Annotated in this window: 20 protein-coding genes; 12 read left to right on the forward strand and 8 right to left on the reverse strand. The window is 57.2% G+C overall.

The genetic code is table 11. From position 1 onward, the window contains the following. Positions 1-2: 2 nt before the first annotated feature. The 4 genes from ACR0KN_RS19120 to ACR0KN_RS19135 all read left to right on the forward strand — a co-directional run bounded on the left by ACR0KN_RS19120 (position 3) and on the right by ACR0KN_RS19135 (position 4,564). Positions 3-1,457, forward strand: a complete 1,455-nt coding sequence (locus ACR0KN_RS19120; protein WP_170476605.1) for an NAD(P)(+) transhydrogenase (Re/Si-specific) subunit beta — start codon at positions 3-5, stop codon at positions 1,455-1,457. Positions 1,458-1,617: 160 nt separating this feature from the next. Continuing rightward, entirely contained in the window at positions 1,618-1,974 is a 357-nt protein-coding gene (locus ACR0KN_RS19125) for a VOC family protein (RefSeq protein WP_170476603.1), read from the forward strand. Between the two features lie 106 nt (positions 1,975-2,080). Then, a complete protein-coding gene (locus ACR0KN_RS19130; protein WP_170476601.1) occupies positions 2,081-3,358 on the forward strand; it encodes a DUF3422 domain-containing protein in 1,278 nt (425 codons plus the stop codon). A gap of 69 nt (positions 3,359-3,427) precedes the next feature. Continuing rightward, positions 3,428-4,564 carry an MFS transporter gene (locus tag ACR0KN_RS19135; RefSeq protein WP_480655794.1) on the forward strand — a complete coding sequence of 379 codons (1,137 nt, stop codon included), beginning with the start codon at positions 3,428-3,430 and terminating at the stop codon, positions 4,562-4,564. Positions 4,565-4,570: 6 nt separating this feature from the next. Here the strand turns inward: ACR0KN_RS19135 and ACR0KN_RS19140 are convergent, their stop codons facing one another. The 3 genes from ACR0KN_RS19140 to ACR0KN_RS19150 form a co-directional block, all read right to left on the reverse strand. Beyond that, positions 4,571-5,551 carry an ABC transporter permease gene (locus ACR0KN_RS19140; protein ID WP_170775653.1) on the reverse strand — a complete coding sequence of 327 codons (981 nt, stop codon included), beginning with the start codon at positions 5,549-5,551 and terminating at the stop codon, positions 4,571-4,573. After that, complete coding sequence (locus ACR0KN_RS19145) at positions 5,544-6,551, reverse strand: ABC transporter permease (RefSeq protein WP_010442803.1); 1,008 nt, start codon at positions 6,549-6,551, stop codon at positions 5,544-5,546. Before ACR0KN_RS19145 ends, ACR0KN_RS19140 begins: the two co-directional genes overlap by 8 nt. A 91-nt stretch (positions 6,552-6,642) precedes the next feature. Beyond that, complete coding sequence (locus ACR0KN_RS19150; RefSeq protein ID WP_010442802.1) at positions 6,643-8,349, reverse strand: peptide ABC transporter substrate-binding protein; 1,707 nt, start codon at positions 8,347-8,349, stop codon at positions 6,643-6,645. A 285-nt stretch (positions 8,350-8,634) separates the two neighbouring features. Here ACR0KN_RS19150 and ACR0KN_RS19155 point away from each other — a divergent pair, with 285 nt between their 5' ends. Genes ACR0KN_RS19155 through ACR0KN_RS19175 form a run of 5 tightly spaced genes read left to right on the forward strand, consistent with a single transcriptional unit; the run spans position 8,635 to position 15,173 of the window. After that, on the forward strand, positions 8,635-10,455 hold the full coding sequence (locus tag ACR0KN_RS19155; protein ID WP_170476593.1) for an ABC transporter ATP-binding protein: 1,821 nt from the start codon (positions 8,635-8,637) through the stop codon (positions 10,453-10,455). 5 nt (positions 10,456-10,460) lie between these two features. After that, positions 10,461-11,627 carry an acetylornithine deacetylase gene (gene argE / locus ACR0KN_RS19160; RefSeq protein ID WP_480655797.1) on the forward strand — a complete coding sequence of 389 codons (1,167 nt, stop codon included), beginning with the start codon at positions 10,461-10,463 and terminating at the stop codon, positions 11,625-11,627. A gap of 20 nt (positions 11,628-11,647) precedes the next feature. Next, positions 11,648-12,814 (forward strand): M20 aminoacylase family protein, encoded by a 1,167-nt coding sequence (locus ACR0KN_RS19165; RefSeq protein ID WP_480655799.1) that lies wholly within the window; start codon positions 11,648-11,650, stop codon positions 12,812-12,814. A 14-nt stretch (positions 12,815-12,828) separates the two neighbouring features. Beyond that, positions 12,829-13,992 carry a M20 aminoacylase family protein gene (locus ACR0KN_RS19170; protein WP_480655801.1) on the forward strand — a complete coding sequence of 388 codons (1,164 nt, stop codon included), beginning with the start codon at positions 12,829-12,831 and terminating at the stop codon, positions 13,990-13,992. 17 nt (positions 13,993-14,009) lie between these two features. After that, positions 14,010-15,173 (forward strand): M20 aminoacylase family protein, encoded by a 1,164-nt coding sequence (locus ACR0KN_RS19175; RefSeq protein ID WP_480655803.1) that lies wholly within the window; start codon positions 14,010-14,012, stop codon positions 15,171-15,173. 77 nt (positions 15,174-15,250) lie between these two features. On the opposite strand, the gene ACR0KN_RS19180 is transcribed toward ACR0KN_RS19175, so the two are convergent. Further along, complete coding sequence (locus ACR0KN_RS19180; protein WP_480655805.1) at positions 15,251-16,546, reverse strand: 3-deoxy-D-manno-octulosonic acid transferase; 1,296 nt, start codon at positions 16,544-16,546, stop codon at positions 15,251-15,253. Between the two features lies 1 nt (position 16,547). Beyond that, positions 16,548-17,555, reverse strand: coding sequence for a GTP 3',8-cyclase MoaA (gene moaA / locus ACR0KN_RS19185; RefSeq protein WP_480617763.1), 1,008 nt, complete (start codon positions 17,553-17,555; stop codon positions 16,548-16,550). 91 nt (positions 17,556-17,646) lie between these two features. On the opposite strand from moaA, the gene ACR0KN_RS19190 reads away from it, so the two are divergent. Further along, the gene (locus tag ACR0KN_RS19190) at positions 17,647-18,069 is read left to right on the forward strand and encodes a hypothetical protein (protein WP_480655807.1); all 423 of its coding nucleotides are present in this window, start codon (positions 17,647-17,649) and stop codon (positions 18,067-18,069) included. Here the strand turns inward: ACR0KN_RS19190 and ACR0KN_RS19195 are convergent. The 3 genes from ACR0KN_RS19195 to glmU are packed head-to-tail and all read right to left on the reverse strand — an operon-like array spanning position 18,057 to position 21,926. Then, positions 18,057-18,740 (reverse strand): DNA alkylation repair protein, encoded by a 684-nt coding sequence (locus ACR0KN_RS19195; protein WP_170476574.1) that lies wholly within the window; start codon positions 18,738-18,740, stop codon positions 18,057-18,059. The genes ACR0KN_RS19190 and ACR0KN_RS19195 overlap by 13 nt on opposite strands. Positions 18,741-18,746: 6 nt before the next feature. After that, positions 18,747-20,570, reverse strand: coding sequence for a glutamine--fructose-6-phosphate transaminase (isomerizing) (gene glmS / locus ACR0KN_RS19200; RefSeq protein ID WP_480617762.1), 1,824 nt, complete (start codon positions 20,568-20,570; stop codon positions 18,747-18,749). Between the two features lie 3 nt (positions 20,571-20,573). Beyond that, positions 20,574-21,926, reverse strand: coding sequence for a bifunctional UDP-N-acetylglucosamine diphosphorylase/glucosamine-1-phosphate N-acetyltransferase GlmU (glmU, locus tag ACR0KN_RS19205; protein WP_480655809.1), 1,353 nt, complete (start codon positions 21,924-21,926; stop codon positions 20,574-20,576). Positions 21,927-22,060: 134 nt separating this feature from the next. On the opposite strand from glmU, the gene ACR0KN_RS19210 reads away from it, so the two are divergent. Both ACR0KN_RS19210 and ACR0KN_RS19215 read left to right on the forward strand, forming a co-directional pair. Then, positions 22,061-22,732 (forward strand): HAD-IA family hydrolase, encoded by a 672-nt coding sequence (locus tag ACR0KN_RS19210; protein WP_170775670.1) that lies wholly within the window; start codon positions 22,061-22,063, stop codon positions 22,730-22,732. 39 nt (positions 22,733-22,771) lie between these two features. Continuing rightward, the gene (locus ACR0KN_RS19215; RefSeq protein WP_480655811.1) at positions 22,772-23,962 is read left to right on the forward strand and encodes a DegT/DnrJ/EryC1/StrS family aminotransferase; all 1,191 of its coding nucleotides are present in this window, start codon (positions 22,772-22,774) and stop codon (positions 23,960-23,962) included. Positions 23,963-24,087 lie beyond the last annotated feature (125 nt).

Raw genomic sequence — 24,087 nt, forward strand, 5'->3', positions numbered from 1 at the left:
AAATGGAATTTGGCTTCACTACTGCCGCCTACGTTGTTGCGGCTGTTCTGTTCATCCTTTCCCTCGGCGGTCTGTCGAACCAAGAAAGCGCTAAGCGCGCGGTTTGGTACGGCATCGTCGGTATGGCGCTGGCGGTCTTTGCCACGCTGGTTGGCCCGGGTTCCGGCCTGTGGTTGCTGTCGCTGCTGCTGATCGTCGGCGGCGGTCTGATCGGTCAATACGTGGCGCAGCGCGTCCAGATGACCGAGATGCCGCAGCTTGTGGCCGCGATGCACTCGCTGGTCGGTCTGGCGGCTGTGTTCGTGGGTTTCAATGCGCATTTTGAGATTGGCAACGTGGCGCAAGTCATGGCTATTGCTGACAGCGCGAAAGAAGCGGACCTGTCCAATCTGGGCGCCTTTGCCAAGCTGATTGCTAAGAAAACATCGGCCGAGCTGGCGATCCTGCACGTAGAACTGTTCTTGGGCATCTTTATCGGTGCGATCACCTTTACTGGCTCAGTCGTGGCCTATGGCAAGCTGGCCGGGAAGGTGACTTCGGCTGCGACCAAGCTACCCGGCGGTCACGCGCTGAACGCGGCGGCTGCGGGTCTCTCGCTGATCTGCCTGGTGTGGTACACCTCGACCGGTGGCTTCTTCCCGTTGTTCCTGATGACGCTGGCGGCGCTGTTTATCGGCTATCACCTGATCATGGGCATCGGTGGTGCCGACATGCCGGTGGTTGTGTCGATGCTGAACTCGTATTCGGGCTGGGCAGCGGCGGCCATTGGTTTCTCGCTGGGCAACGACCTGCTGATTGTGGTTGGTGCGCTAGTGGGCTCGTCTGGTGCGATCCTGTCTTACATCATGTGCAAGGCGATGAACCGTCACTTTGTGAGCGTGATCTTGGGCGGCTTTGGCGGCCCGCAGGGTGAACAGATGGCTGTTGAAGGCGAGCAGGTAGCGATTGAAGCTGACGGCGTGGCTGCGGCTCTGAACGACGCCGATAGCATCGTTATCATTCCCGGTTACGGCATGGCCGTGGCACAGGCGCAGCAATCGGTCAGTGAACTGGTCCGTAAGCTGCGTGCCAAAGGCAAGAACGTGCGCTTTGCGATCCACCCAGTTGCGGGTCGTCTGCCCGGCCATATGAACGTTCTGCTGGCCGAGGCAAAGGTGCCGTATGATATCGTTCTGGAGATGGACGAAATCAATGATGACTTCCCTGACACGGATGTCGCCATCGTCATCGGCTCGAACGACATCGTGAACCCTGCGGCGCAGGAGGACCCCAACAGCCCGATCGCCGGGATGCCGGTTCTGGAATGCTGGAAGGCGAAACAGGTGTTCGTGTCGAAACGCGGTCAGGGTACCGGATATTCTGGAATCGAAAACCCGCTGTTCTTCAAGGAAAACACCCGCATGTTCTATGGCGATGCAAAGGCGTCCTTGGACAAGCTGTTGCCAATGATCGATTGATCACGGGACATGACCAAATTGCAAAGGGCGCCTTGGGGCGCCCTTTTCTTTTTTGATTGAGGGGGCTTTGCCCCCTTGGACCCCCTGGAGTATTTGGGGCCAGATGAAGCAAGCGGATATGGTATCACGGTGACGTTGGGCGATTGTTGGGAGGATTCAGATGCAGAAAGTGAATGGCATAGGGGGCGTGTTTTTTCGCGCTAAAGATCCGGAGGCTCTGAGTGCGTGGTATGAGGAGCATCTGGGAGTTAATCACTACAACCCCATCCCCTGGAAACAGCGTGAAGGCTATACCGTGTTTGCGCCGTTTGCGCAGGATACCGACTATTTCGGCAGGGCTGATCAGCAATGGATGATCAATTTTCGTGTCGATGATTTGGATGCCATGATTGCACAGCTAGAGACTGCCGGAATTACAGTTGAAACGCATCCTGATTGGGATAGCGAGGTTGGCAAATTTGCACGTATTCACGATCCCGAGGGGAACCCCATCGAGCTCTGGCAGCCAAATCAATGACATAGCGGGTTGTATACCATTGTATCCTCGTAACTATATGAAATAAAAAGATAATTGATGTATTCCGTGAGCTGCGTATAGTGCCGGAAGCCTTGGGGAATGATCCATGACTCCGATAGATGACCATCCGCTGCGCTATGCGCTGGCCAATGAACTGCATGCGCGACCCTTTCCGGTGGCTTCAGCACCCTGCACCGTGGTATTTCTGGCGATCAAGAAAACGGATGCCGCAGCGGCCCGGGATCGCAATCTGGATATGGCGCATCTGATCGACTTGCTGAATCGCCACGGTGCGCAGCACCCGCAGCCAGGCGCGACGCATTATGCTGGTCAAATCGGGCGCCATTGGCTGAAATGGGAACAGCATACCGAGTTTGTGACATACACGGCCATTGCGCAGAATGTCAGTGATCGGGCTTTTAATCCCGCGGATTTCGAAGTGTTCCCGCCCGATTGGCTGATGGCTAGCCCGGGGCGGCGGATCACCTCGATCATGATGCGTGTGGTCGAGCGGTCAGAGGATGCCCTGGTCACGCAAGCACTGTCGGACTGGTTCGAGCCTGAAAGCCTGGCTGTGGCTAGCGTTCTGGATGACTCGGCGATTTGCGCCAGCGATTTTCGTATCGACCCGGCCGGTCACATGCGGTTTGCGCTGTTTGTTTCGAAATTTGCTGGTCAACGCAGAACAGGTCGAATTCTCCAGCGTCTTTGCGAAATCGAAACCTATAAAGCGATGTCCATGCTTGGCTTCGCCCGCGTCAAAGACCTGATGCCGCGCATCGGTGAACTTGATAAGAAACTGTCTGATCTGATGGTCCAGATGACCGATGAATCCGCAGCCCCCGACGATCTGTTGTTGCAATTGCTGTCAACCTCGACCGAGTTGGAAACTATTTCCGCGCGCAGTTCGTTCCGTTTTGGGGCGACCGGAGCCTATGAGGCGATCGTCAACCAGAGGATAACGGTTCTGCGCGAGGAACGGTTTCAGGGTCGTCAGAACTTTGCTGACTTCATGATGCGCAGGTATGACCCTGCGATCCGAACTGTGAAAGCCACCGAACGTCGCCTGCAAGCCTTATCCGACCGCGCCATTCGGGCGGGTGAGCTGTTGCGGACCCGGGTGGATGTTGAGCGTAGCGCGCAGAACCAGGCCTTGCTGGAAAGCATGGACCGACGCGCCGATCTGGCGTTGCGGTTGCAGCACACCGTCGAAGGGCTTTCAGTGGTGGCGATCAGCTATTATGCGGTTTCGCTTGTTAGCTATTTTCTGTATCCACTGACGAAGATCGGGATCAGCAAGGGGATGCTGACAGCAGCGGTGACAGTCCCGGTCGTACTGGGAGTTTGGCTTGCCATACGTCAGATTCGCAAGCGGTTGGAATAGACGGTATTTGCCAAATGCCGAAGGACCTGTAGAACCGTCATAATTTGGCAAAATTCTCGAGGGTAATCCGTGATCGGTATATTGGCCGCATGGCGCGCAGTCGCCGCCATGTTCATCCTGAATGGTGCGTTGTTTGGCATTTGGGCTTCGCGCATCCCAGCGGTACGCGACCGGCTGGAACTAAGCCACGAGGCACTAGGGTATGGCCTACTGTTTATGGCAGCAGGTGCGGTTTGTTCTTTTCCTATCACCGGGAAACTGACGGATCGGTTTGGGGCTGTGGCGATCACGCGGATCATCGCGGTTCTTTATACTGCCTCGCTGATCCTGCTGGCGTTTGCGAATGGGTTCTGGGCGCTGGCCGCGTTCCTGTTCGTATTTGGTGCATTTCACGGTTCGATGGACGTAGCCATGAACGCTTGGGCCGCCGAAGTTGAGCAGGCTTATGACAAACCAGTCATGTCATCGTTCCATGCAATGTGGAGCCTCGGCGCAGGGCTAGGGGCTCTCAGCGGCTATACTGCGGTTCAAATGGGGCTGAGCGTGATTCAGCATTTCCTGCTGGCAGGCAGCATCGTTGTGGGACTGGCATTGGCTTTGTCCTGGGTGCAATGGAAGTCTCGCCGGTCGGATGCCAAGAAAGGATCGGTTTTTGCATTGCCTTCCGGTGCTTTGGTGCTGGTTGGATTTACGGCACTCTGTGGAGCTTTGGGTGAGGGCGCGGTGGCAGATTGGAGTGCGATCTTCCTGCGTGACGTGACAGGCGCCGCTGAGAGCATTGCAGCGCTAGGCTATGCTGTTTTCTCGGTAACAATGGTGCTGTTTAGATTGGCAGGCGGTTTTGTAATTTCCCGATTTGGACCCGTGGCGACGGCACGTTTTGGCGGCATCTGCGCTGCACTGGGTGTGTATACCGTGGTAACAGCCAGTGAGGCAGGGCTCGCTCTGGCAGGGTTTGCCGTGATGGGGCTCGGCTATGCTGTGATCATGCCTTTGGCGTTTAGTCGTGCCGCAAATGATCCGCGTGTCCCACCGGGGCAGGCGATCGCCAGTGTTGCGACTTTGGGGTACGGAGGGTTGTTGATCGGGCCGCCCCTGATCGGGTTCTTGGCGGAATTGATGACCTTGAGATTGGCGTTTGCGGTTCTGTTGCCGCTGGCCGTCCTGATCATTGTGCTAGCCGGCGCGCTGAAGCGCGCCGACTGAAGTTGCTTAGCGTCCGCGAATACGCGGATCGAGCGCGTCGCGTAGTCCGTCGCCCAGATAGTTCACGCTCAACACGGTCAGCGAGATTGCAAGTCCGGGCCAGAACACGCGCTCGGGGTATTGCTGCAAATAGTCGACGCCGTCGAAAAGCAGGCGACCCCATGTCGGGAAGTCCGGCGGGAAGCCGAGGCCGAGGAAGGACAGAGCGCTTTCTGTGATGATCGCCGTCGCGATACCCAAGGTTGCAGACACCATGATTGGAGACAACACGTTCGGCAGGATATGCCGCGTGATGATCTGCGTGTTGCTGGTGCCGATGGACCGTGCAGCCAGAACGAACTCACGTTCCTTGATTGCCAACACATCGCCGCGCACGATCCGGGCGGTGGGCATCCATGAGGTGATACCGATGGCACAGACGATCAGGATGAAAATTCCGCGTTCCAGCCCGAATGCAGCGGACAAAGGCTCGCGGAACAGCAGCATCATCACCAGCAACAAGGGCAACAGAGGCAGGGCCAGGAACAAATCGGTCAGGCGCATCAGAGGCCCATCAAGGCGTTTGAAGAATCCGGCAACAACCCCAATCAACGATCCAAGGAACAGCGCCAGCAGCATCGCGGTGATGCCCACTGAAACCGAGGTCTGCCCGCCCGACATCATCCGCGCCAGAATATCGCGGCCCAATTGGTCGGTCCCGAAGGGATGTGCCCAACTGGGGCCTTGGTTCCGCGCGCGAATGTCGATTTGCGTCGGATCAATGCTCCAAAGAAATGGGCCCAGATAAACCCCAGCGACGATGAAGATGAACAGTATCGCTCCGATCATCGCGCCTTTGTGGGTTTTGAACTGGTCCCAGACATCGCGCCATTGGCTGCGGGGTGGCGTAGTCAGCTCTTCCATAACGTCAGTGGTTGGCAGAGCGGTCGAGGCGGGCGCAAGTCCTTCGTCCGGGACCAGCGTATCGGTACGATCATGATCAGTCATAGCGAATCCTCGGGTCCAGAATGCCGTAGAGCACATCGGCGATCAGGTTGAACAGCACGATCAGCACCGCAAAGATGAAGGTTAGCGTCTGCACCATCGGCAGATCATTGGCCTGGATGGCCCCGATCAGCAATTGGCCGATACCGTTCACCTTGAACACCTGCTCGGTGATGATGGCGCCGCCGAAGATGGCCGGTATACCCAGTGCAATCACGGTGACCACGGGGATCATGGAGTTGCGCAGGACATGGACCATGACCACGGTGTACTCGCTGAGGCCCTTGGCACGCGCGGTACGGACGTAATCCTGATTGAGATTGTCCAGCATCGAAGCGCGCATGAAGCGGCTCAACTGCGCAGTGATCTGCAACGCCAGAACCATGACCGGCATGATCATCTGTTTCAGCTGCAACATGAAACTGTCCCAACTGTTCACCACCAGGGTGGTATCGTAAATCGACGGAAACCAGCCGAGCTGAACCGAGAAGATCACGATTACCAGCACGCCCGAGAAGAAGGGCGGGACCGAGAAGCCGACCATCGACACGAATGTGCCCATCTGGTCGAACCAGGAATACTGGCGGTACGCGGAATAGATGCCGATGGGCAGGGCGATCAGAATGGCGACCACATAGGCGGTGCCAACAACCCACAGGGTCTGCGGGATACGCTGAACGACGATGTCCATGACGGGTGAACGAGTCTGCCACGAAATCACACGCAGATCACCTTCGGAAAAGGTCGTGCCAAACATCGCATCGATTAGCACCTGCGGTTCAATCCAGAAGAATTGCACGATCCATTTCCAGAACCGGATATGCATCGGCTGACCAAGGCCAAGCGCCTCACGCATCTTCTCTTTGACTTCAGGGGGAACGGTGAGCGGGACCTGCGCCATCGGGTCGCCAGGTGCGAGTTCGAGGAGCAGGAAGATGACGAGGCTGATGAACAGAAGCGTCGGAACCGCCAGCACCAGTCGTCGAATGGTAAAGTTAAGCATTAAGAGGCGCCTTTATATGCGTCTTCTTGTTGGAGTGGTCTGCAAATGACCGCGCCCCGAAGTTCGGGGCGCGGTTTTGCAAGGCTAACGCTTAGGAACCTGTCTTGCGGTACCAGTCCGCAATGTTCCACAGCTCGCTGTCCCAAACATTCAGGACAACACCACCCAGAGTGTTTGCGTGCGCCGACAGACGACCGCGGTGAACCAGCGGGATCATACCGCCGTTTTCGACCATGATGTCATTCAACTGACGCGCGATCTGCGCGCGCTCATCCGCACCAGCGGTTTCGGCCAGCTGTGCGTGCAGCTTGTCATAGTCCGCGTTGCAGAAACGGCTGATGTTTTCACCCTGCCACTGGCTTTCCGGCTTGGGTGCCTTATCGCACAGGCCGTTGCCCAGATAGGACTGCGGATCGGTGCCATTGAAGGTGTTCGCATACATCTCAACGTCCGCGTAGAACTTCTGGAAGGTATCGGGCGAGCCCGGATCACCGCCGAAGAAGACAGATGCGTTGATATTGCGCAGCTCGGTTTCGATGCCGATCTGGCTCCACCACTCTTTGATCAGCGCCTGGAAGTCCTGACGGACGGCGTTGGTCGAGGTCTGATAGACCACTTTCAGTGGCACGCCGTCTTTTTCACGAACGCCATCGCCATCGGAATCGACGATGCCCGCATCATCCAGCAGCTTTTTCGCGCCTTCTATGTCCTGCGTGTCGCAGCTGAAGGTGTCGGAATTCACCGCCGCAGGCGCGGGAACCCAGTTACAGGTGACCTTACCGGCCTGACCGTATCCGATTTCAACCAGCAGTGGCCGGTCGATGGCCAGCGACATCGCCTTATATACGGCCGGGTCCTGCAGGAACGGATGCGGGTGCGTTGCAGTTGAACGCTCGCCTTCCGGCAGATCTGGCGACGGGTTGGTCTGGTTCAGCATGATGCGTTCAACCAGCGGACCAAAGCCTGCTACCGGAGTACCTTTGCCGCCTTCCTGCATTTGCGCAATGACTTCAGGTGCCAGCTGCAGGTTCCAGGCATAGTCAAACTCGCCGGTTTCCATCACCGCACGGCCAGCTGCTGTCGCGTCGCCGCCGCCTTTGAAGGTCACGGTTGCAAAGGCTGGTTTTGCCGGGTCGCGATAGTTGTCGTTAGCCTTGAAGGTGATCACGTCATTGGGCTTGAATTCGGTGACAACAAATGGGCCGGTGCCGATCGGGTTAAAGTTCTGCTCGGTGCATTCGGGTGCTTTGGCCCCCATGCAATCCGCGAACTGGGCCGCCTGGATGATCGGGCTTTCGCCACCCACGAACGGGCCATAGGGGAACGGAGTCGGCGCATCGAATGTGACTTTGACAGTCAGATCGTCGACAGCCTCAACGTTGGTGACGCCTTCAAATTTGGTCACCTGCGCACAACCGCCTTCTGGGTCCATGCAATAATTTGCGGTAAACACAACGTCAGCTGAGGTGAACGGTGTGCCGTCAGACCAAGTGATTCCCGGCGCGATTTTCCAAGTGATTGAGGTCAGGTCTTCGCTGACGCCACCATTTGCAACCGTTGGGATCTCGGATGCCAGGAACGGAACCATCTCACCGTCTTGATTGTACCGGGCCAGGGGCTCAATCACCAACGAAGCTGATTCCACATCCTTGGTGCCACCCGACAAAAACGGGTTAAGGATCGACGGTGCTTGCCAGTAAATGATGCTGACATTGCCGTCCGATCCACGCTCGGCCATGGCCATCGGGGCCATTGCCGTGCTTGCAATCGCACCAAGCAAAAGGGTTTTGATTTTCATCATACACTCCATGTTGGACACATACGTGTCTCGATTATCTCCGCGATGCCCGCGGATTTGGCGTTGCCGTGAAAGGGGGTAAGAACATGGAATCAAACGAAAACGGTAGTTTCGCCCACGTGTTTTCCGTCCTCTCCCCAAAACGGTTACGCGGCGTATCGAAACAGAGTTTTGGAAAATTGCAAGCCTTGCCGTGCGAATTTTGACCAATCGGTTTGACTTTTCACATCCCTCGGCCTTAGCGTTTGGCACTCAATCCGAAAAGCCGCCAAGGGGAGAGCGCGCGTGCTGGATCAGCCAATTGCCCAGATCAAAAAACTACGGGTCGAATTCCAAACAAAAGATGGCCCGGTGGTCGGGGTCGAGGATGTCTCGTTCGAGGTCAATCCGGGCGAAACCGTCTGTATCGTAGGAGAATCGGGGTCGGGCAAGTCTGTCTCATCCTTGTCGTTGATGCGCCTGGTCGAGTTCGGCGGAGGCGAAATTGCAGGTGGGCAATTGCTGTTCGACCGCCGAGATGGCGAAGAGATGAATTTGGCCGGTGCCGATCAGGATCTGATGAAACAGATTCGCGGAAACGAGATCGGAATGATCTTTCAGGAGCCGATGACGGCCTTGAACCCGGTGTTCACCGTTGGACGGCAATTGACTGAAGGATTGCGAATCCACAAGGACATGAACAAAGCGCAGGCTGAGGACCGCGCGCTGGAGCTGCTGCGGCAGGTGAGAATCCCCGAACCCGAGCGGCGCCTGAAACAATATCCGCATGAACTGTCCGGCGGTATGCGCCAACGCGTGGTAATCGCCATGGCCATGGCATGTGAGCCGCGCCTTCTGATCGCGGACGAGCCCACAACAGCACTGGACGTGACCATTCAGGCCGAGATTTTGGCGCTGATGGACCGCCTCAAGCGCGAAACCGGCACAGCGGTGATGTTCATCACGCACGATATGGCTGTGGTTGCACAGATGGCGGATCGTGTTGTGGTCATGTTCCGCGGCAACAAGGTCGAGGAAGGCACGGTCAAAGAAATCTTCGAGAACCCGCAGCACGACTACACCAAGGCACTGTTGGCGGCGGTTCCGAAACTGGGTGAGATGCAAGGCAAAGCCGCACCTGAGCCAATGAAACTGCTGGGTGAGGAAGGCCAGACCATCGCGCCGATCCCGGGCACCAACGAGGTTCTGCTGACGGTCAAGAACCTGACCACGCGCTTTGCGGTGAAAGGCGGATTGCTGCGCCGGACCATCTCGAACGTGCATGCGGTCGAAGATGTCTCGTTCACGCTGAACCGGGGGCAGACCCTCAGCCTCGTGGGCGAATCTGGGTGCGGCAAGTCGTCGGCAGGGCGCTCGATCCTGCGGCTGGTCGAACCGATGGCGGGTGAGGTTGATCTGGACGGGGTCGACATCATGAAGCTGGATCAGGCCGGGCTGCGCAAAGCGCGGCTGGACATGCAGATGATCTTTCAGGATCCGTTCGCCTCGCTCAATCCGCAGATGCAGTTGGTCGATCAGGTGGCCGAGCCGATGCGCAACTATGGCGTTGCGTCAGGATCCGAATTGCAGGACCGCGTGGCGCAACTTTTCGATAAAGTGCAGCTACCGCGCAGCTTCATGCGCCGCTTCCCGCATGAGATGTCCGGTGGTCAGCGGCAACGGATCGCGATCGCTCGCGCACTGGCGCTGAACCCCAAATTGATCATCGCGGATGAGGCTGTATCGGCACTGGACGTCTCGGTTCAGGCACAGGTGCTGAATCTGATGATGGAGCTGCAATCCGAACTTAGCCTCAGCTATCTGTTCATCAGCCACGATATGGCAGTGGTCGAGCGGGTCAGCCACCATGTCGGTGTGATGTATCTGGGGCGTATTGTTGAACTGGGTCCGCGTGCCCGCGTATTCGAAAACCCGCAGCACGCATATACGCAAGCCTTGATGAAAGCGGTTCCGATTGCCGACCCGAACAAGCGCAAATCTGAAAAAGATCTGAACTTCAAGCCTATTCCGTCCCCGATTCATCCAATCGGTTACGAGCCGGAGCCATCGGAGTACAATGAGGTCGAGCCCGGTCACTTCGTGTTGACGACTGACAGCGGATATTAATTCCCATGGCCGAACGCCTGACGCCGCTTGAAATCATGACCCGGCTGATTTCGTTCCCAACGGTCAGCCGCGACACAAACCTTCCGCTGGTGGATTGGGTCGAGGGGTATCTGCAAAGCCATGGAATCGACTCCCATCGCTGGCCGGATCCGGACCAGCCGCACAAGGCGGCAATTTTCGCGCATGTCGGCCCTTGGGAAGAGGGTGCTATCGTGCTGTCGGGGCACACGGATGTTGTGCCGGTCGATGGCCAACCCTGGGATACAGATCCTTTTGTCGTAACCGAGAAAGACGGAAAGTATTACGGGCGTGGCACCTGCGATATGAAGGGCTTTGACGCACTGGCGATTTGGGCTCTGGTTGAGGCGCAATACGCTGATGTGAAACGCCCCCTGCAACTGGCGCTGAGCTTTGATGAAGAGGTGGGATGCACAGGTGCGCCGCCGATGATTCAGGCTATGCAGAAGGTCTTACCCAAGGGCTCGGCAGTGATCGTGGGCGAGCCGTCAACGATGCAGGCCGTTACCGGACACAAAGGCGGGTTCGGCTACGACACACATGTGGTGGGGTTCGAAGTTCACAGCTCGATCATGCATACCGGTGTTAATGCGATCATGGCGGCCGCACCGCTGATCGATTGGGCCAATCAGCGCAACGCTGAAAATATGGCGGCGGAACCATCAGACATTGCCGCCGTATTCGACCCGCCGTGGACGACATGTCATGTCGGCATGATCGAGGGTGGCACAGCGCATAACATCACCGCCAAGGATTGCCGGTTCATGATGGATTTCCGGGTTGTGCCCGGCGAACAAGCTGCACAATGGCGCGACGCCTATCTTGATCAGGTTCGGCAGGCTGAGGTGCAGATTCAGGCCGTTCATCCCGAAGCACGCATAGACGTGTCCGATCATTTCGCTGTGCCTGCGTTGGTGCCTGAAACCGAAGGTGAGGCTGAGATACTTGTACGCTCTCTGACTGGCGACAACGCGACTCATGTCGTCAGCTACGGCACAGAGGCGGGACAATTCCAAGAGGCCGGGTACTCGGCGGTAATTTGCGGCCCCGGCGATATAGCCCAAGCGCATCAACCTAATGAATTCATAGAAGTTTCGCAGTTCGATGCGGGTCACAAATTCATGGAGCGTCTGGTCCAGCGTCTCTGCAAATAACACCTGAAGGGAGATCTAAGATGCCCGTCAAGAACCGGCTTGCCGAAATGCATGGTGAAATCACCGAGTGGCGCCGCCATCTGCATATGCACCCTGAGTTGCTGTACGATGTCGAAGAAACGGCGGGTTTTGTCGTTGATCGTCTACGCGAGATCGGAGTCGATGACATCACGCCTGGCATCGGCAAATCTGGTGTTGTCGCGGTGATCAAAGGGCGCGAAAATACGAAGGGTCGGGTTATCGGACTGCGTGCCGATATGGATGCTCTGCCGATCGAAGAGGCGACCGGGCTTGACTATGCCTCGACCGTTTCGGGCAAGATGCATGCCTGCGGGCATGACGGTCATACCTCGATGCTGCTGGGGGCGGCGCAATATCTCGCTGAGACGCGGAATTTCGATGGCACCGTGGTTCTGATCTTTCAACCTGCCGAGGAAGGCGGGGCAGGTGGTCTGGCGATGTGCCAGGACGGGCTGATGGACCGTTGGGGCATCCAAGAAGTCTATGGGATGCACAATATGCCCGGGATGCCGGTTGGGGAATTCGCCATCCGCCCAGGCGCATTGCTGGCCTCATCAGATGAGTTCGAAATCGTTGTGACGGGCAAAGGCGGCCATGCTGCTGCCCCGCATGATGCGGTGGACACGACGCTGGTTGCATCGCATATTGTCGTTGCACTGCAATCGGTTGTGTCGCGTACGGTCGATCCGATCAAACGTGTCGTGCTGACCGTCGGAACATTTGAAACTGACAGCGCTGCTTCGAATGTGATCGCCCATACGGTACGTCTGCAAGGCACGGTTCGCACGCTTGATCCCGAATATCGCAAGATCGCGGAAGAGCGCGTGCGACGGATCGCTGAAGATACGGCCTCGGCCTTTGGGGCAACCGCGAAAATGACATGGACACCAGGGTATCCGGTGACCGTGAACTCCGAGGCTGAAACGGTTTTTGCTGCTGAAGCCGCAGAGGCGGTCTCAGGTAAGGTCAACGACAGTACCGATCCGATCATGCCATCAGAAGATTTCGCTTACATGCTTGAAGAACGGCCCGGAGCCTACATCTTTATCGGGAATGGGGACACGGCCATGTGCCATCACCCAGAATACAATTTTGACGACGACGCCATACCCGCCGGCTGCAGTTGGTTTGCAGAACTGGTGGAACGACGAATGCCCGTCGCCTGATTTGGGAGGATCAGATGCCAATCAAGAACCGACTTGCCGAAATGCACGAAGAAATCACCGGTTGGCGGCGGGATATCCATCAACATCCCGAGATCCTCTATGACACCCACCGCACAAGCGCTTTGGTGGCCGAAAAGCTGAAAGAGTTCGGTTGCGATGAGGTCGTGACGGGCATTGGCCGGACCGGTGTTGTAGGCGTGATCAAAGGTAAAACCGACACACAGGGCCGCGTGATCGGGCTGCGCGCCGATATGGACGCGCTGCCAATGCAGGAGCAGACGGGCCTCAACTATGCGTCGAAGACTGATGGTGCTATGCATGCCTGCGGGCATGATGGCCATACCGCGATGGTTCTGGGGGCGGCGAAATTCTTGTCCGAGACCCGCAATTTCGACGGGACGGCCATCGTGATTTTCCAACCCGCCGAAGAGGGCGGAAACGGGGCCGAAGCAATGTGCAAGGACGGTCTGATGGACCGTTTCGGCATTCAGGAAGTCTATGCCATGCACAATGTACCCGGTGTGCCGACGGGTCAGTTCGCCATCCGGTCCGGACCACTGCTGGCGGCTGCGGATGAGTTCGACATTCAACTGGAAGGCCGGGGCGGCCACGCGGCTAAACCGCATGAAACCATTGATACGACGGTAATGCTCTCGCAGCTGATCGTGGCACTGCAGACCATCGTCTCACGTAACGCAGATCCGATCTTGCAGGCGGTTCTGTCTGTGACTTCCGTTGAGACCTCATCCAAGGCGTTCAACGTGATCCCTCAATCGGCGCAGGTGCGCGGTACGGTGCGGACGCATTCGAACGAAATGCGCGACCTGATCGAGACGCGGCTGACCGAGGTCGCTCAGGGTATTGCCGACACCTTCGGTGGCACTGTCAAAGTGACCTACACGCGCGGTGTTCCGGTAACGATCAACGCCGAGGAACAGACGGGCTATGCCACTGAGGCCGCTATTTCCGTAGGCGGCAACTGTGGTGAAGCGCCGATGGTAATGGGGGGCGAGGATTTCTCGTTCATGCTGGAAGAACGCCCCGGGGCCTTCATCGTGTTGGGCAATGGCGACAGCGCCGGGCTGCACCACCCCGAATACAATTTCAACGATGAGATCATCCCGATGGGATGCTCATGGTTTGCCGAAATGGTCGAGCGCCGGATGCCGGCGGCTTGAATTAGGAGAGAGAAAAGATGCCAGTTAAGAACCGCTTTGCTGAATTACAGGCCGAAATCACCGAATGGCGACGTGATATTCATGAAAACCCTGAGATTCTGTTTGAAACTCACCGCACCAGCGCTCTGGTCGCGGAAAAGCTGAAAGAATTCGGCTGTGACGAGGTCGTCACTGGGATCGGGCGCACCGGCGTCGTTGGTGTGATCAAGGGCAAATCTGATTCCAACGGAAAGGTCATCGGTCTGCGGGCGGACATGGATGCGCTGCCGATTCATGAGGCGACGGGGCTGGATTATGCCTCAAAAACCGATGGGGCGATGCATGCCTGTGGTCATGATGGTCATACAGCAATGCTGCTTGGTGCAGCGAAATATCTGTCGGAGACGCGCAATTTCGACGGCACAGTCGTTGTGATTTTCCAACCTGCCGAAGAAGGTGGCGGCGGCGGTCGTGAGATGTGCGAAGACGGCATGATGGAGCGTTGGAATATCCAAGAGGTCTACGGCATGCACAACTGGCCGGGCCGTCCGGTGGGCAGTTTCGCCATCCGTCCGGGTTCGTTCTTTGCTGCGACTGATCAGTTTGACATTACCTTTGAGGGCCGCGGTGGCCATGCCGCGAAGCCACAGGAGACCATCGACACGACCGTCATGACCGCACAGGCGGTTCTGGCGTTTCAGACAATTGCTTCGCGCAATGCGGACCCGATCGATCAGGTTGTGGTGTCAGTGACGTCGTTCGAGACGTCTTCGAAGGCATTCAACGTGATTCCGCAAACGGTGCAGATCAAAGGTACCGTGCGTACCATGAGCAAAGAGATGCGTGATTTGGCGGAAAAGCGGATCAATGAGATTTGCAATGGTGTCGCGGCAACGTTCGGTGGAACGGCAGATGTGACCTATATTCGCGGGTATCCGGTCATGGTGAACAGTGACGAACAGACGGATTTTGCCGCTGAGGTGGCTAAATCGGTCTCGGGAAGCTGTGATGAGGCCCCTCTGGTTATGGGTGGTGAGGATTTCGCGTTTATGCTCGAAGAACGCCCGGGCGCTTATATCCTGGTGGGCAATGGCGACACGGCGATGGTTCATCACCCGGAGTATAACTTCAACGATGAGGCTATTCCTGCCGGGTGTAGTTGGTGGGCTGAGATTGTTGAGCAGCGGATGCCTGCTGCTTGAAGGTGAGAGGCGAGGGGCCAGCCCCTCGCGCTCTCCGGGATATTTTTAACCAGAAAAAGCGGGATCGGTGCCCAAGGTCAGCGGAGTGAAAGGCGGTTGCACAGCGTGTCGATCACCTCGTCCAACGCGGATTTTTGCGTGTTGACGCAAGCTTGGGCTGCGGTTTGCGCTGCGGCAAGAACATCCTTTTCCGACAGCCATAGGGCGACCGAATCTGAAAGGTCACTGGCAGAATTGACCAAGACCGCGCCGCCGGTTTCGATCAAGGGTGCAAATGTTTCGGCAAAATTGAAGAAGCCCGGACCTGTGATTACCGCGGCCCCAGCTTGCGCAGGTTCGAAAGGGTTGTGGCCTCCGATCTCCTTCAGCGAGCCACCCAGGAAGACGATCGGGCAAAGTGCGTACCAGGTTCCGGTTTCGCCTAATGTATCTGCGACATAAACCTGAGTGTCTGACCTGATCGGCTGATCCGTGCTGCGTTGAGCAGTCGACAGGCCGGCATCGCCTGCGAGTTTAATGACCTCATCCCTGCGCTCAGGGTGGCGCGGGATCAGTAGCAGCAGAAGATCAGGCCAACGCTGCAACAACAACCGATGAGCCGCCAGAACGATTTCTTCCTCACCTGAATGCGTCGAACTGGCAATCCACATTGGGCGTCCAGCGATCTGTGATTTGATCGCGTCTAGTGTTTCCTGCTGGACGGGCAGCGGATCAGACATGGCTTTGAGGTTTGTGCCCGGTTGGACGCGATCAGCATCAGCGCCCATGGCAATCAGGTTGTCGGCTGTTTTGCTGTTTTGAGTTAGAAACAGCTTGAACTGATCCAGAATGAAGCGTGCGGTTTTGGGGCGTTTCTTCCATCCAGTGGCTGATTTGTCTGACAGACGGGCATTGAGCAGCGCCAGTGGCGCGCCATTGTTGGTGGCTTCAACAATCAATCGTGGCCAGATTTCGCTTTCAACGAAGATGCCTGCACTGGGCTGCCAATGGTCCAGAAACCGGCGCACAGGAGCCGCGCTGTCCAGGGGTGGATATTGATGGCGGGCGCGCGCAGGAAGGCGTTTCCCGATCAGTTCGGCGGAAGTCGGGGTACCTGAGGTGATCAGAAATTCGGCTTCCGGCAAGCGATTTCCCAATCGATTGATCAGGCTTAGGACTGAAAGGCTTTCACCTACACTGGCGGCGTGGAACCAAATCAGTTGCCCTTGCGGGCGAGGCAGACTGGCATGGCCCAGCCGTTCCTGCTGGCGAGTATTGGAGACGCCTGCAGCCTGCAGTTTTCCACGGATTTTACGCCAGACCAGCGGTTCGGCGGTCGTCATCAGGCCGCAGTACAATTTGTACAGCAGAGTAGGCTGTGGGCTTTCGGGCATTTCAGCCGCCTGTATGGCTCATATGACGGCTCATTTGGCCGTCGATAGACTGCCTCGAGTAATCAAAGTCATGACCCTTGGGCTTGAGGTTGATAGCAGCTCGGATCGCCTTTTCAAGCGGTTGCTCCGTATCGGGATGGTCGCGCAGAGGACCGCGCAGATCCGCCATGTCTTCTTGACCCAGGCACATATACAGCTCGCCCGTGCAGGTCAGGCGCACGCGATTGCAGCTTTCGCAGAAATTATGCGAAAGGGGTGTGATGAACCCTATTTTCTGACCCGTTTCCTCTAGTCTCACATAGCGCGCCGGACCGCCGGTGCGTTCAGCCAGATCGGTGACGGCATAGTGGTTTTCGTATTCCTTGCGGACGTCTTTGAGCGACCAATATTGATCTAGGCGGTCCTCGTTGCCGATATCGCCCATGGGCATGACCTCGATCCAGGTAAGGTCCATGTTGCGCTCGGCACACCAGTCAGTGATCTTGGGCAGTTCCGGTTCGTTGAAACCTTTAAGCGCAACAGCGTTGATCTTGACACGCAGCCCGGCCTTTTGCGCCGCGTCGATGCCGTTCAGTACCTGTTTGAGGCGGCCCCAGCGGGTGACCTTAGCGAATTTGTCCTCGTCCAGAGTATCTAGCGATACATTCACACGTCGCACACCCGCCGCATAAAGTTCTTCGGCGAAACGATGCAGCTGTGAACCATTGGTTGTCAGTGTCAGCTCTTTCAGGGCGCCGCTATCCAGATGCCGGGTCATGCTGTTGAAGAAAGACATGATGTTCCGGCGCACCAGAGGCTCTCCTCCGGTGATGCGCAGCTTTTCGACGCCCAGGTTCACGAACGTGGTGCACATGCGGTCCAGTTCTTCCAGCGTCAGAAGGTCCTTTTTGGGGAGGAACTTCATATCCTCGGACATGCAATAGACGCAGCGAAAATCACAGCGGTCCGTGACGGAGACGCGGAGATAGGTGATGGCGCGGGCAAATGGGTCGATTAGCGGAGCTGTCATGGCTCATAGGTAAAGCGGAGGCCCGGCCGCGGCAAGGGCGAACTGCGTTTTGGGCTGGAACAGTCAAGCTGAGAAGAATAGGGTTTTCAGCATGAAATATGCTTTGGTTTTGGTTTTGGTTTTTGTTTTTGTCGCTGGCTGCGATGCGGTTCGGTCCGCCACGGACCGAGTGTTTAGTGGGTCATCCACCGCGCCTGTGACCGCGCCTGCCGCGCCAGAGACAGCTGAGGAGGTGCCCGAACCTGTCGACGCTACTGTCGGTTGGGCGGGTGCAAAAACGACGGTCGCAGGACTTGGCGATCCGAATACGCCGGGACGTTGGCTGCAAACACCCCTGGTTAAGACCGAAATCAATGGTCGTATCGTTGTACCGCGTACAGGCGCGCAGGCCTATGTTGCGCTTATCCCCGCGCCGGGGCCTGAAGGCGGTGGAAGCCGTTTGTCACTAGAGGCAATGCGCGCATTGCTTGTGCCGTTTGATGAGCTGGTAGAACTGGAAGTCTATTCCGACTGAGCGCGCAGGAATTTGCCCGCTTCTTTACGGGCAAAAGGTTTCATGTTTGCCCCGTGCGTTTCAAGAAATGCGACGACGCGCTGTGAATCGTGCTTTGACAATTCGCGCAGCCACCATGCGATGGCTTTCTGGATAAACCATTCCCGGTCAGGGACATAGCTTGCAGCCCAACCAAGAATACGGTCGCGGCACTCCAACTCTTTCGGTTTGGGGTGGTTCTGTTTGGTCCAGGGCAAGGTGGCGACCAGCGCGGCACGCTTAGTCCACATATGATTTGATTTGGTCCACTGTTCGACTTGATCCAGCCGCGTCGGATCGGCTTTCAGGCGCTTTTGCATTGCCATGCTGGCATGGTCGGCCACTGCCCAGGCGTCGAATTCTGGCAGCCAGCTTTGCAACAGATCCCATACCGCGTCATCGGGGCGGATTCGGGCTTGGGTCAACAGCTTTGCCGCAGCGACCCGTGCTTCATGGATGTTGGTCTGCCACAAACTGTCGGCGACGGCGATGCGGTCAGTGATTTCGAGTTTACGCCGCCACTCCTTGGTCAGATCGTTGAGCACCGGATTCGGAACACCCAGATACGGACGGTCAACCTTGTGATAGGCCGCCACCTGTTCTGCCCGTTCAGGATCGGCATGGGCTTTGATCTGATCGAGATAGGCCTGCATGTGCCGTCACTCGACCGTGACGGATTTTGCCAAATTGCGCGGCTGATCCACATCCGTACCTTTAGCCACCGCCGTGTGGTAGGCCAGCAGTTGCGCGGGCACTGAATAGAGGATCGGGGCAAGGCTGGTGTGCACATGTGGCATACGGATCGTACTCCAAACCCCATCTTCAGCCTCTGCGATACCATCATCATCCGAGACAAGGATAACCTTGCCCTTACGCGCCATCACCTCCTGCATGTTCGAAACTGTCTTGTCGAAAACTGCGTCGCGCGGTGCCATGACAACAACCGGCATATGCTTGTCGATCAGGGCGATGGGGCCGTGTTTCAACTCGCCCGAAGCGTAACCTTCGGCGTGGATGTAGCTAATTTCCTTGAGCTTCAGCGCACCTTCCATGGCCAGAGGGTACATGAGGCCACGGCCCAGGAACAGCACGTCGCGCGCCTCGGACAGACGTTGGGCAGATTGGCGAATAGCGTCGTTCTGATCCAGCGCTGCATTCAGAACTGTCGGCAAGCCGCGAAGGGCGGCCGTGTGATCGGCGATCTCTTCATCGTTCAGCGTGCCTCGATCTGCAGCTGCTTTGAGGGCAAGCATCAGCAACACGCTAAGCTGACAGGTGAACGCCTTGGTCGAGGCAACACCGATCTCAACACCCGCATGGATTGGTAAAGCCATATCGCTTTCGCGCGCAATCGAGCTTTCGGCGACATTGACGACCGAGACGATCTTGTCTGCCTTGCCTTCGCAATAGCGCAGGGCAGCAAGCGTGTCGGCGGTTTCGCCCGACTGGCTGACAAACAGCGCAAGCGTCCGGTCCGAGATCGGAGGCTCGCGATAGCGGAACTCGCTGGCGATATCGACTTCAACTGGCATCTTGGCCAGCTGTTCGAACCAGTATTTCGCCGTCAGGCAGGCATAGAATGCAGTGCCGCAGGCCACCATGGTCAGACGGTCCAGCTTGGTGAAATCCAGATCGTCACCGGGCAACACCACCCGATCGCCTCCGGTCGGAAGATACGAGCGGATGGCTTCGGCCACCACAACAGGCTGCTCGGCAATTTCCTTGGCCATATAGTGCTTGTGGCCGCCTTTGTCGGCACGGGTCTGATCGATTTGAATTTGCCGGACTTCGCGGTTGGCAAGCTCACCGGTTTCGGTTCGAATCTCCAGCGAAGTGCGGGTCAGTACCGCCCGATCGCCTTCTTCAAGATAGGTGATGCGATCGGTCAGCGGGGCCAATGCGATAGCGTCCGAGCCGACAAACATCTCACCATCGCCATGACCTATCGCCAGTGGCGAGCCCTTACGCGCTGCGACGATCAGATCTTCTTGCCCATCGAATAGGAAGGCGAGTGCGAATGCGCCTTTGAGCCGGTCGATGGTATTGAACGCGGCGTCGATCGGCGATTGTCCTTCGGACATGTACCGTTCTGTCATCAAGGCAACGGTCTCGGTGTCAGTGTCCGTGACAAAGTCAACGCCATGTTCAGACAACTCAGCCCGCAGTTCGCGATAGTTTTCAACGATACCATTGTGCACAACAGCGACAGGTCCCGCCTTGTGTGGGTGCGCGTTGTTTACTGAAGGCGCACCATGAGTCGCCCAGCGGGTATGACCAATGCCGGATTTCCCGGCCAATGGTTCGTGCACCAGAAGATCGCTCAGGTTCACCAGCTTGCCGACAGCCCGACGACGCCCAAGCGCGCCATCCTTAACTGTAGCGATACCCGCACTGTCATAGCCGCGATACTCAAGTCGCTTCAGTGCTTCGACCAGAATAGGGGCGGCTTCGTGGCTGCCCAGAACACCAACAATTCCACACATAATTCAGGCTCCTTTGTCGCGGCGAGCCTTCTTCGCCTTCAACATTTCAAACAATTTGCGCGCGTAGCCGGGCTTATTCTCTTGCTTGGCACGCGCCACGGCTAATGCGTCTGGCTCAACATCCTTGGTCACTACGGTCCCCGTGGCGGTCATCGCGCCGTCACCCAGAGTGACCGGGGCCACCAGCATCGTGTTCGATCCGATGAACACGTTTTCCCCGATGGTCGTTTTGTGCTTCATCACGCCGTCATAGTTGCAGGTGATGGTTCCAGCACCGATATTTGTAGCCGCCCCAACCGAAGCGTCGCCGATATAGCTGAGGTGATTCACCTTTGCGCCTTCTGCGATCTCGGCGTTCTTGATCTCAACAAAGTTGCCGATTTTCGCGTTTTCAGCCAGCTCTGCACCCGGGCGTAGGCGGGCATAGGGTCCGACCACGGAACCTCGGCTGACATGGCAGCCTTCGAGATGCGAAAACGCCCGGATTGTTGCGCCGCTTTCCACGGTTACACCGGGGCCAAAAACCACATTTGGTTCAATGACAGTGTCGCGACCAATCACGGTATCTGCTGCCAGATACACCGTATCAGGTGCCATCAAAGTGACTCCCAGATCAAGTAGTTCGGAGCGCGCCTGTTCTTGGAACACTGCATCCGCTGCCGCCAGATCCGCTCGGGAGTTCACACCCAATGTCTGCGCTTCATCGCAGGCCACGGCAGTTACGTTAAGACCCTTGTCGCGGGCTATCTCAACGACGTCGGTCAAATAATATTCACCCGAGGCATTGTCGTTTCCAACCGCATCGATAAGTGAGAAAAGGGTTTCAGCGTCACACGCCAAAAGGCCTGAGTTACAGAAGGTTATGGCGCGTTGTTCGTCAGTGGCATCCTTGAATTCAACAATCCGCTCGAGCGAGTCACCATCCATGACCAAGCGACCATAACGGGCGGGATCTGCAGCTTCGAACCCAAGAATGACCAGATCGTTTTTTGTGCGCGCTTCAATCATTCGCTGCAGGGTGTCGGGCTGCAGAAACGGGGTATCGCCATAGAGGACGACCACGTCCCCCTGAAAAACATCCAGCGCTGCACGCGCCTGCGCAACTGCATGTGCGGTGCCAAGCTGCTCTTCCTGCACCGCAATGCTGGCGTTTTCATCTTCGGCTTCAGCGACGCGTGCAACGGCTTCCGCGCCGTGGCCGGTAACAATCACGGTGCGCTCGGGAAACAGGACAGCACCGGCACGCATGGCATGAACCAACATCGGCACCTGGGCAATCGGGTGAAGGACTTTGGGAATATCAGAGTTCATCCTTGTGCCTTTTCCGGCGGCAAGAATGACAAGGGCATTGCTCATGAAATCATTTTCTCTTTTGTTTTGTTGTGGCCCGTTTTATCCGCTGTGGTCAAAGGCGCAAGCGGTTCGGCCATCAAAGAAGATTGCCGTTTGCAACACGACATGGCGGAATCCCGCCGGTTCAGGAGATAAACATGCGTACGGTAATCTTTGATCTGGATGGAACTTTGGCGGATACATCCGGTGATTTGCTGGCCGCTGCAAACCACTGTTTTCGCGAGATGGGTCACGGGGATGTACTGATGCCCGAGCTTGATGCGGCGGTTTCGGTACGCGGTGCACGCTTGATGTTGTCCCATGGATTGAAGCGGGTCGGCGCCTATGACGCGGACGTCGTCGAAGCCTATTATCCGATCTTTCTGGACGTCTATGGGCAAGCGATCGATACGCATACCTATTTCTATCCCGGTGCGCTTGAAGCCGTCGAAGCACTGAAAGGTGCAGGTTATGGCGTGGGTATCTGCACCAACAAACCCGAAGGCCTTGCCGATCTGCTGCTGTCCCGGATGGGCGCGCGCGATCGTTTCGCTTCGCTGGTAGGGGCTGATACGTTGCCGGTGCGCAAACCTGATCCTGAGCCTTTGCGCGAAGCGGCGCGCCGCGCAGGGGGGCATCCCGATCATTGCGTGCTGATCGGCGACTCGGACACTGACCGGAACACGGCGCGGGCTGCGGGTGTGCCGTCGGTTCTGGTGACCTTCGGCCCATCAGGCGACGAAATGGCCGCGCTCGAGCCCGAGGCGCTGCTGCATCATTTTGATGATTTACCGAAACTGGTCTCCGATTTGATCGGAGCGGCCGCGTGATCCCTTGACCCGCTTGAGACTCCACACCAAAACAGACCTATGACCGAGACATTCACGGGTAATTTTACCCAGCAAGAACCCATCCCCGAAGACGCCATCGAGGCTGCCGTGGCCGTCCTGCGCCATGGTCGGTTGCATCGTTACAACGTTGCACCTGGCGAGTTGAGCGAAACTGCGCTGTTGGAACAGGAATTCGCCGCCCAGATGGGGGCGAAATACTGTCTGGCGGTCTCATCGGGGGGCTACGCTCTGGCCACAGCGTTGCGGGCAGTTGGCGTAAAGCCGGGCGATCCGGTTCTGACCAACGCATTCACTCTGGCCCCGGTGCCGGGGGCGATTGCGTCGGTGGGCGCAAAGCCGGTCTTTGTTGGTGTGACCGAAGCCCTGACCATCGATCTGGATGATCTTGACGCCAAACTGGATCAGGCGAAGGTACTGATGCTCAGCCACATGCGAGGTCATTTGTGCGATATGGATCGCCTGATGCAGATGTGTGATGCGGCGGGTGTGATCGTGATCGAAGATTGCGCCCACACCATGGGCGCTGCCTGGCGCGGGCAGCTGTCTGGGCGGCAGGGGGCCATCGGATGTTACTCGTGCCAGACATATAAACATGTCAATTCGGGCGAGGGCGGGTTGCTGATCACGGATGATCCGGAACTGGCCGCCAAGGCTACGATGTTGTCCGGGTCTTACATGCTTTATGAACGCCATCTGGCAGCGCCCGGGCCGGAGGTTTTCGAGCAGATCAAATACACCACCCCCAATGTCTCGGGCCGGATGGACAATTTGCGTGCGGCGATCTTACGTCCGCAGTTGCGCGATCTGGACCGGCAGGTGCAGCGCTGGAATGAACGATATGATGAAATGGAGCATGGTCTGCGGGGAACACCCGGTTTGAAAATCGTAGAGCGGCCCGATGCTGAGACCTATGTCGGTTCGTCGATCCAATTCCTGTTGCTGGACTGGACGCCCGAGCGTATTGCCGAGGTCATCCAGCGCTGCGCCGCGCGCGGGGTTGAACTGAAGTGGTTCGGAGGGGACGAGCCGTCGGGCTTTACCTCACGCTATGACAGTTGGCGCTATGCCGACAGTACCGCTATGCCGGTCAGTGATCGGATATTGGCCGGGATCATGGATATGCGCGTTCCGTTGACCTTCTCGCTAGAGGATTGTAGCCAAATCGCGCGCATAATCCGGGCTGAGGTCAGCGCGGTCTATCAGTCGTAATCCAGCGGAGTGCGCTTTCAGCGCACGCTCGATTTATTTGAATACGCCGTCCCTTGCCGGGCGGCGTTTTGCGTTGGCCTGCGCGTCGTCGTTGACCGAAGGGGGAATCGCTGCTATTTGATTAT

This window comes from Ruegeria sp. AP7, assembly GCF_056539905.1.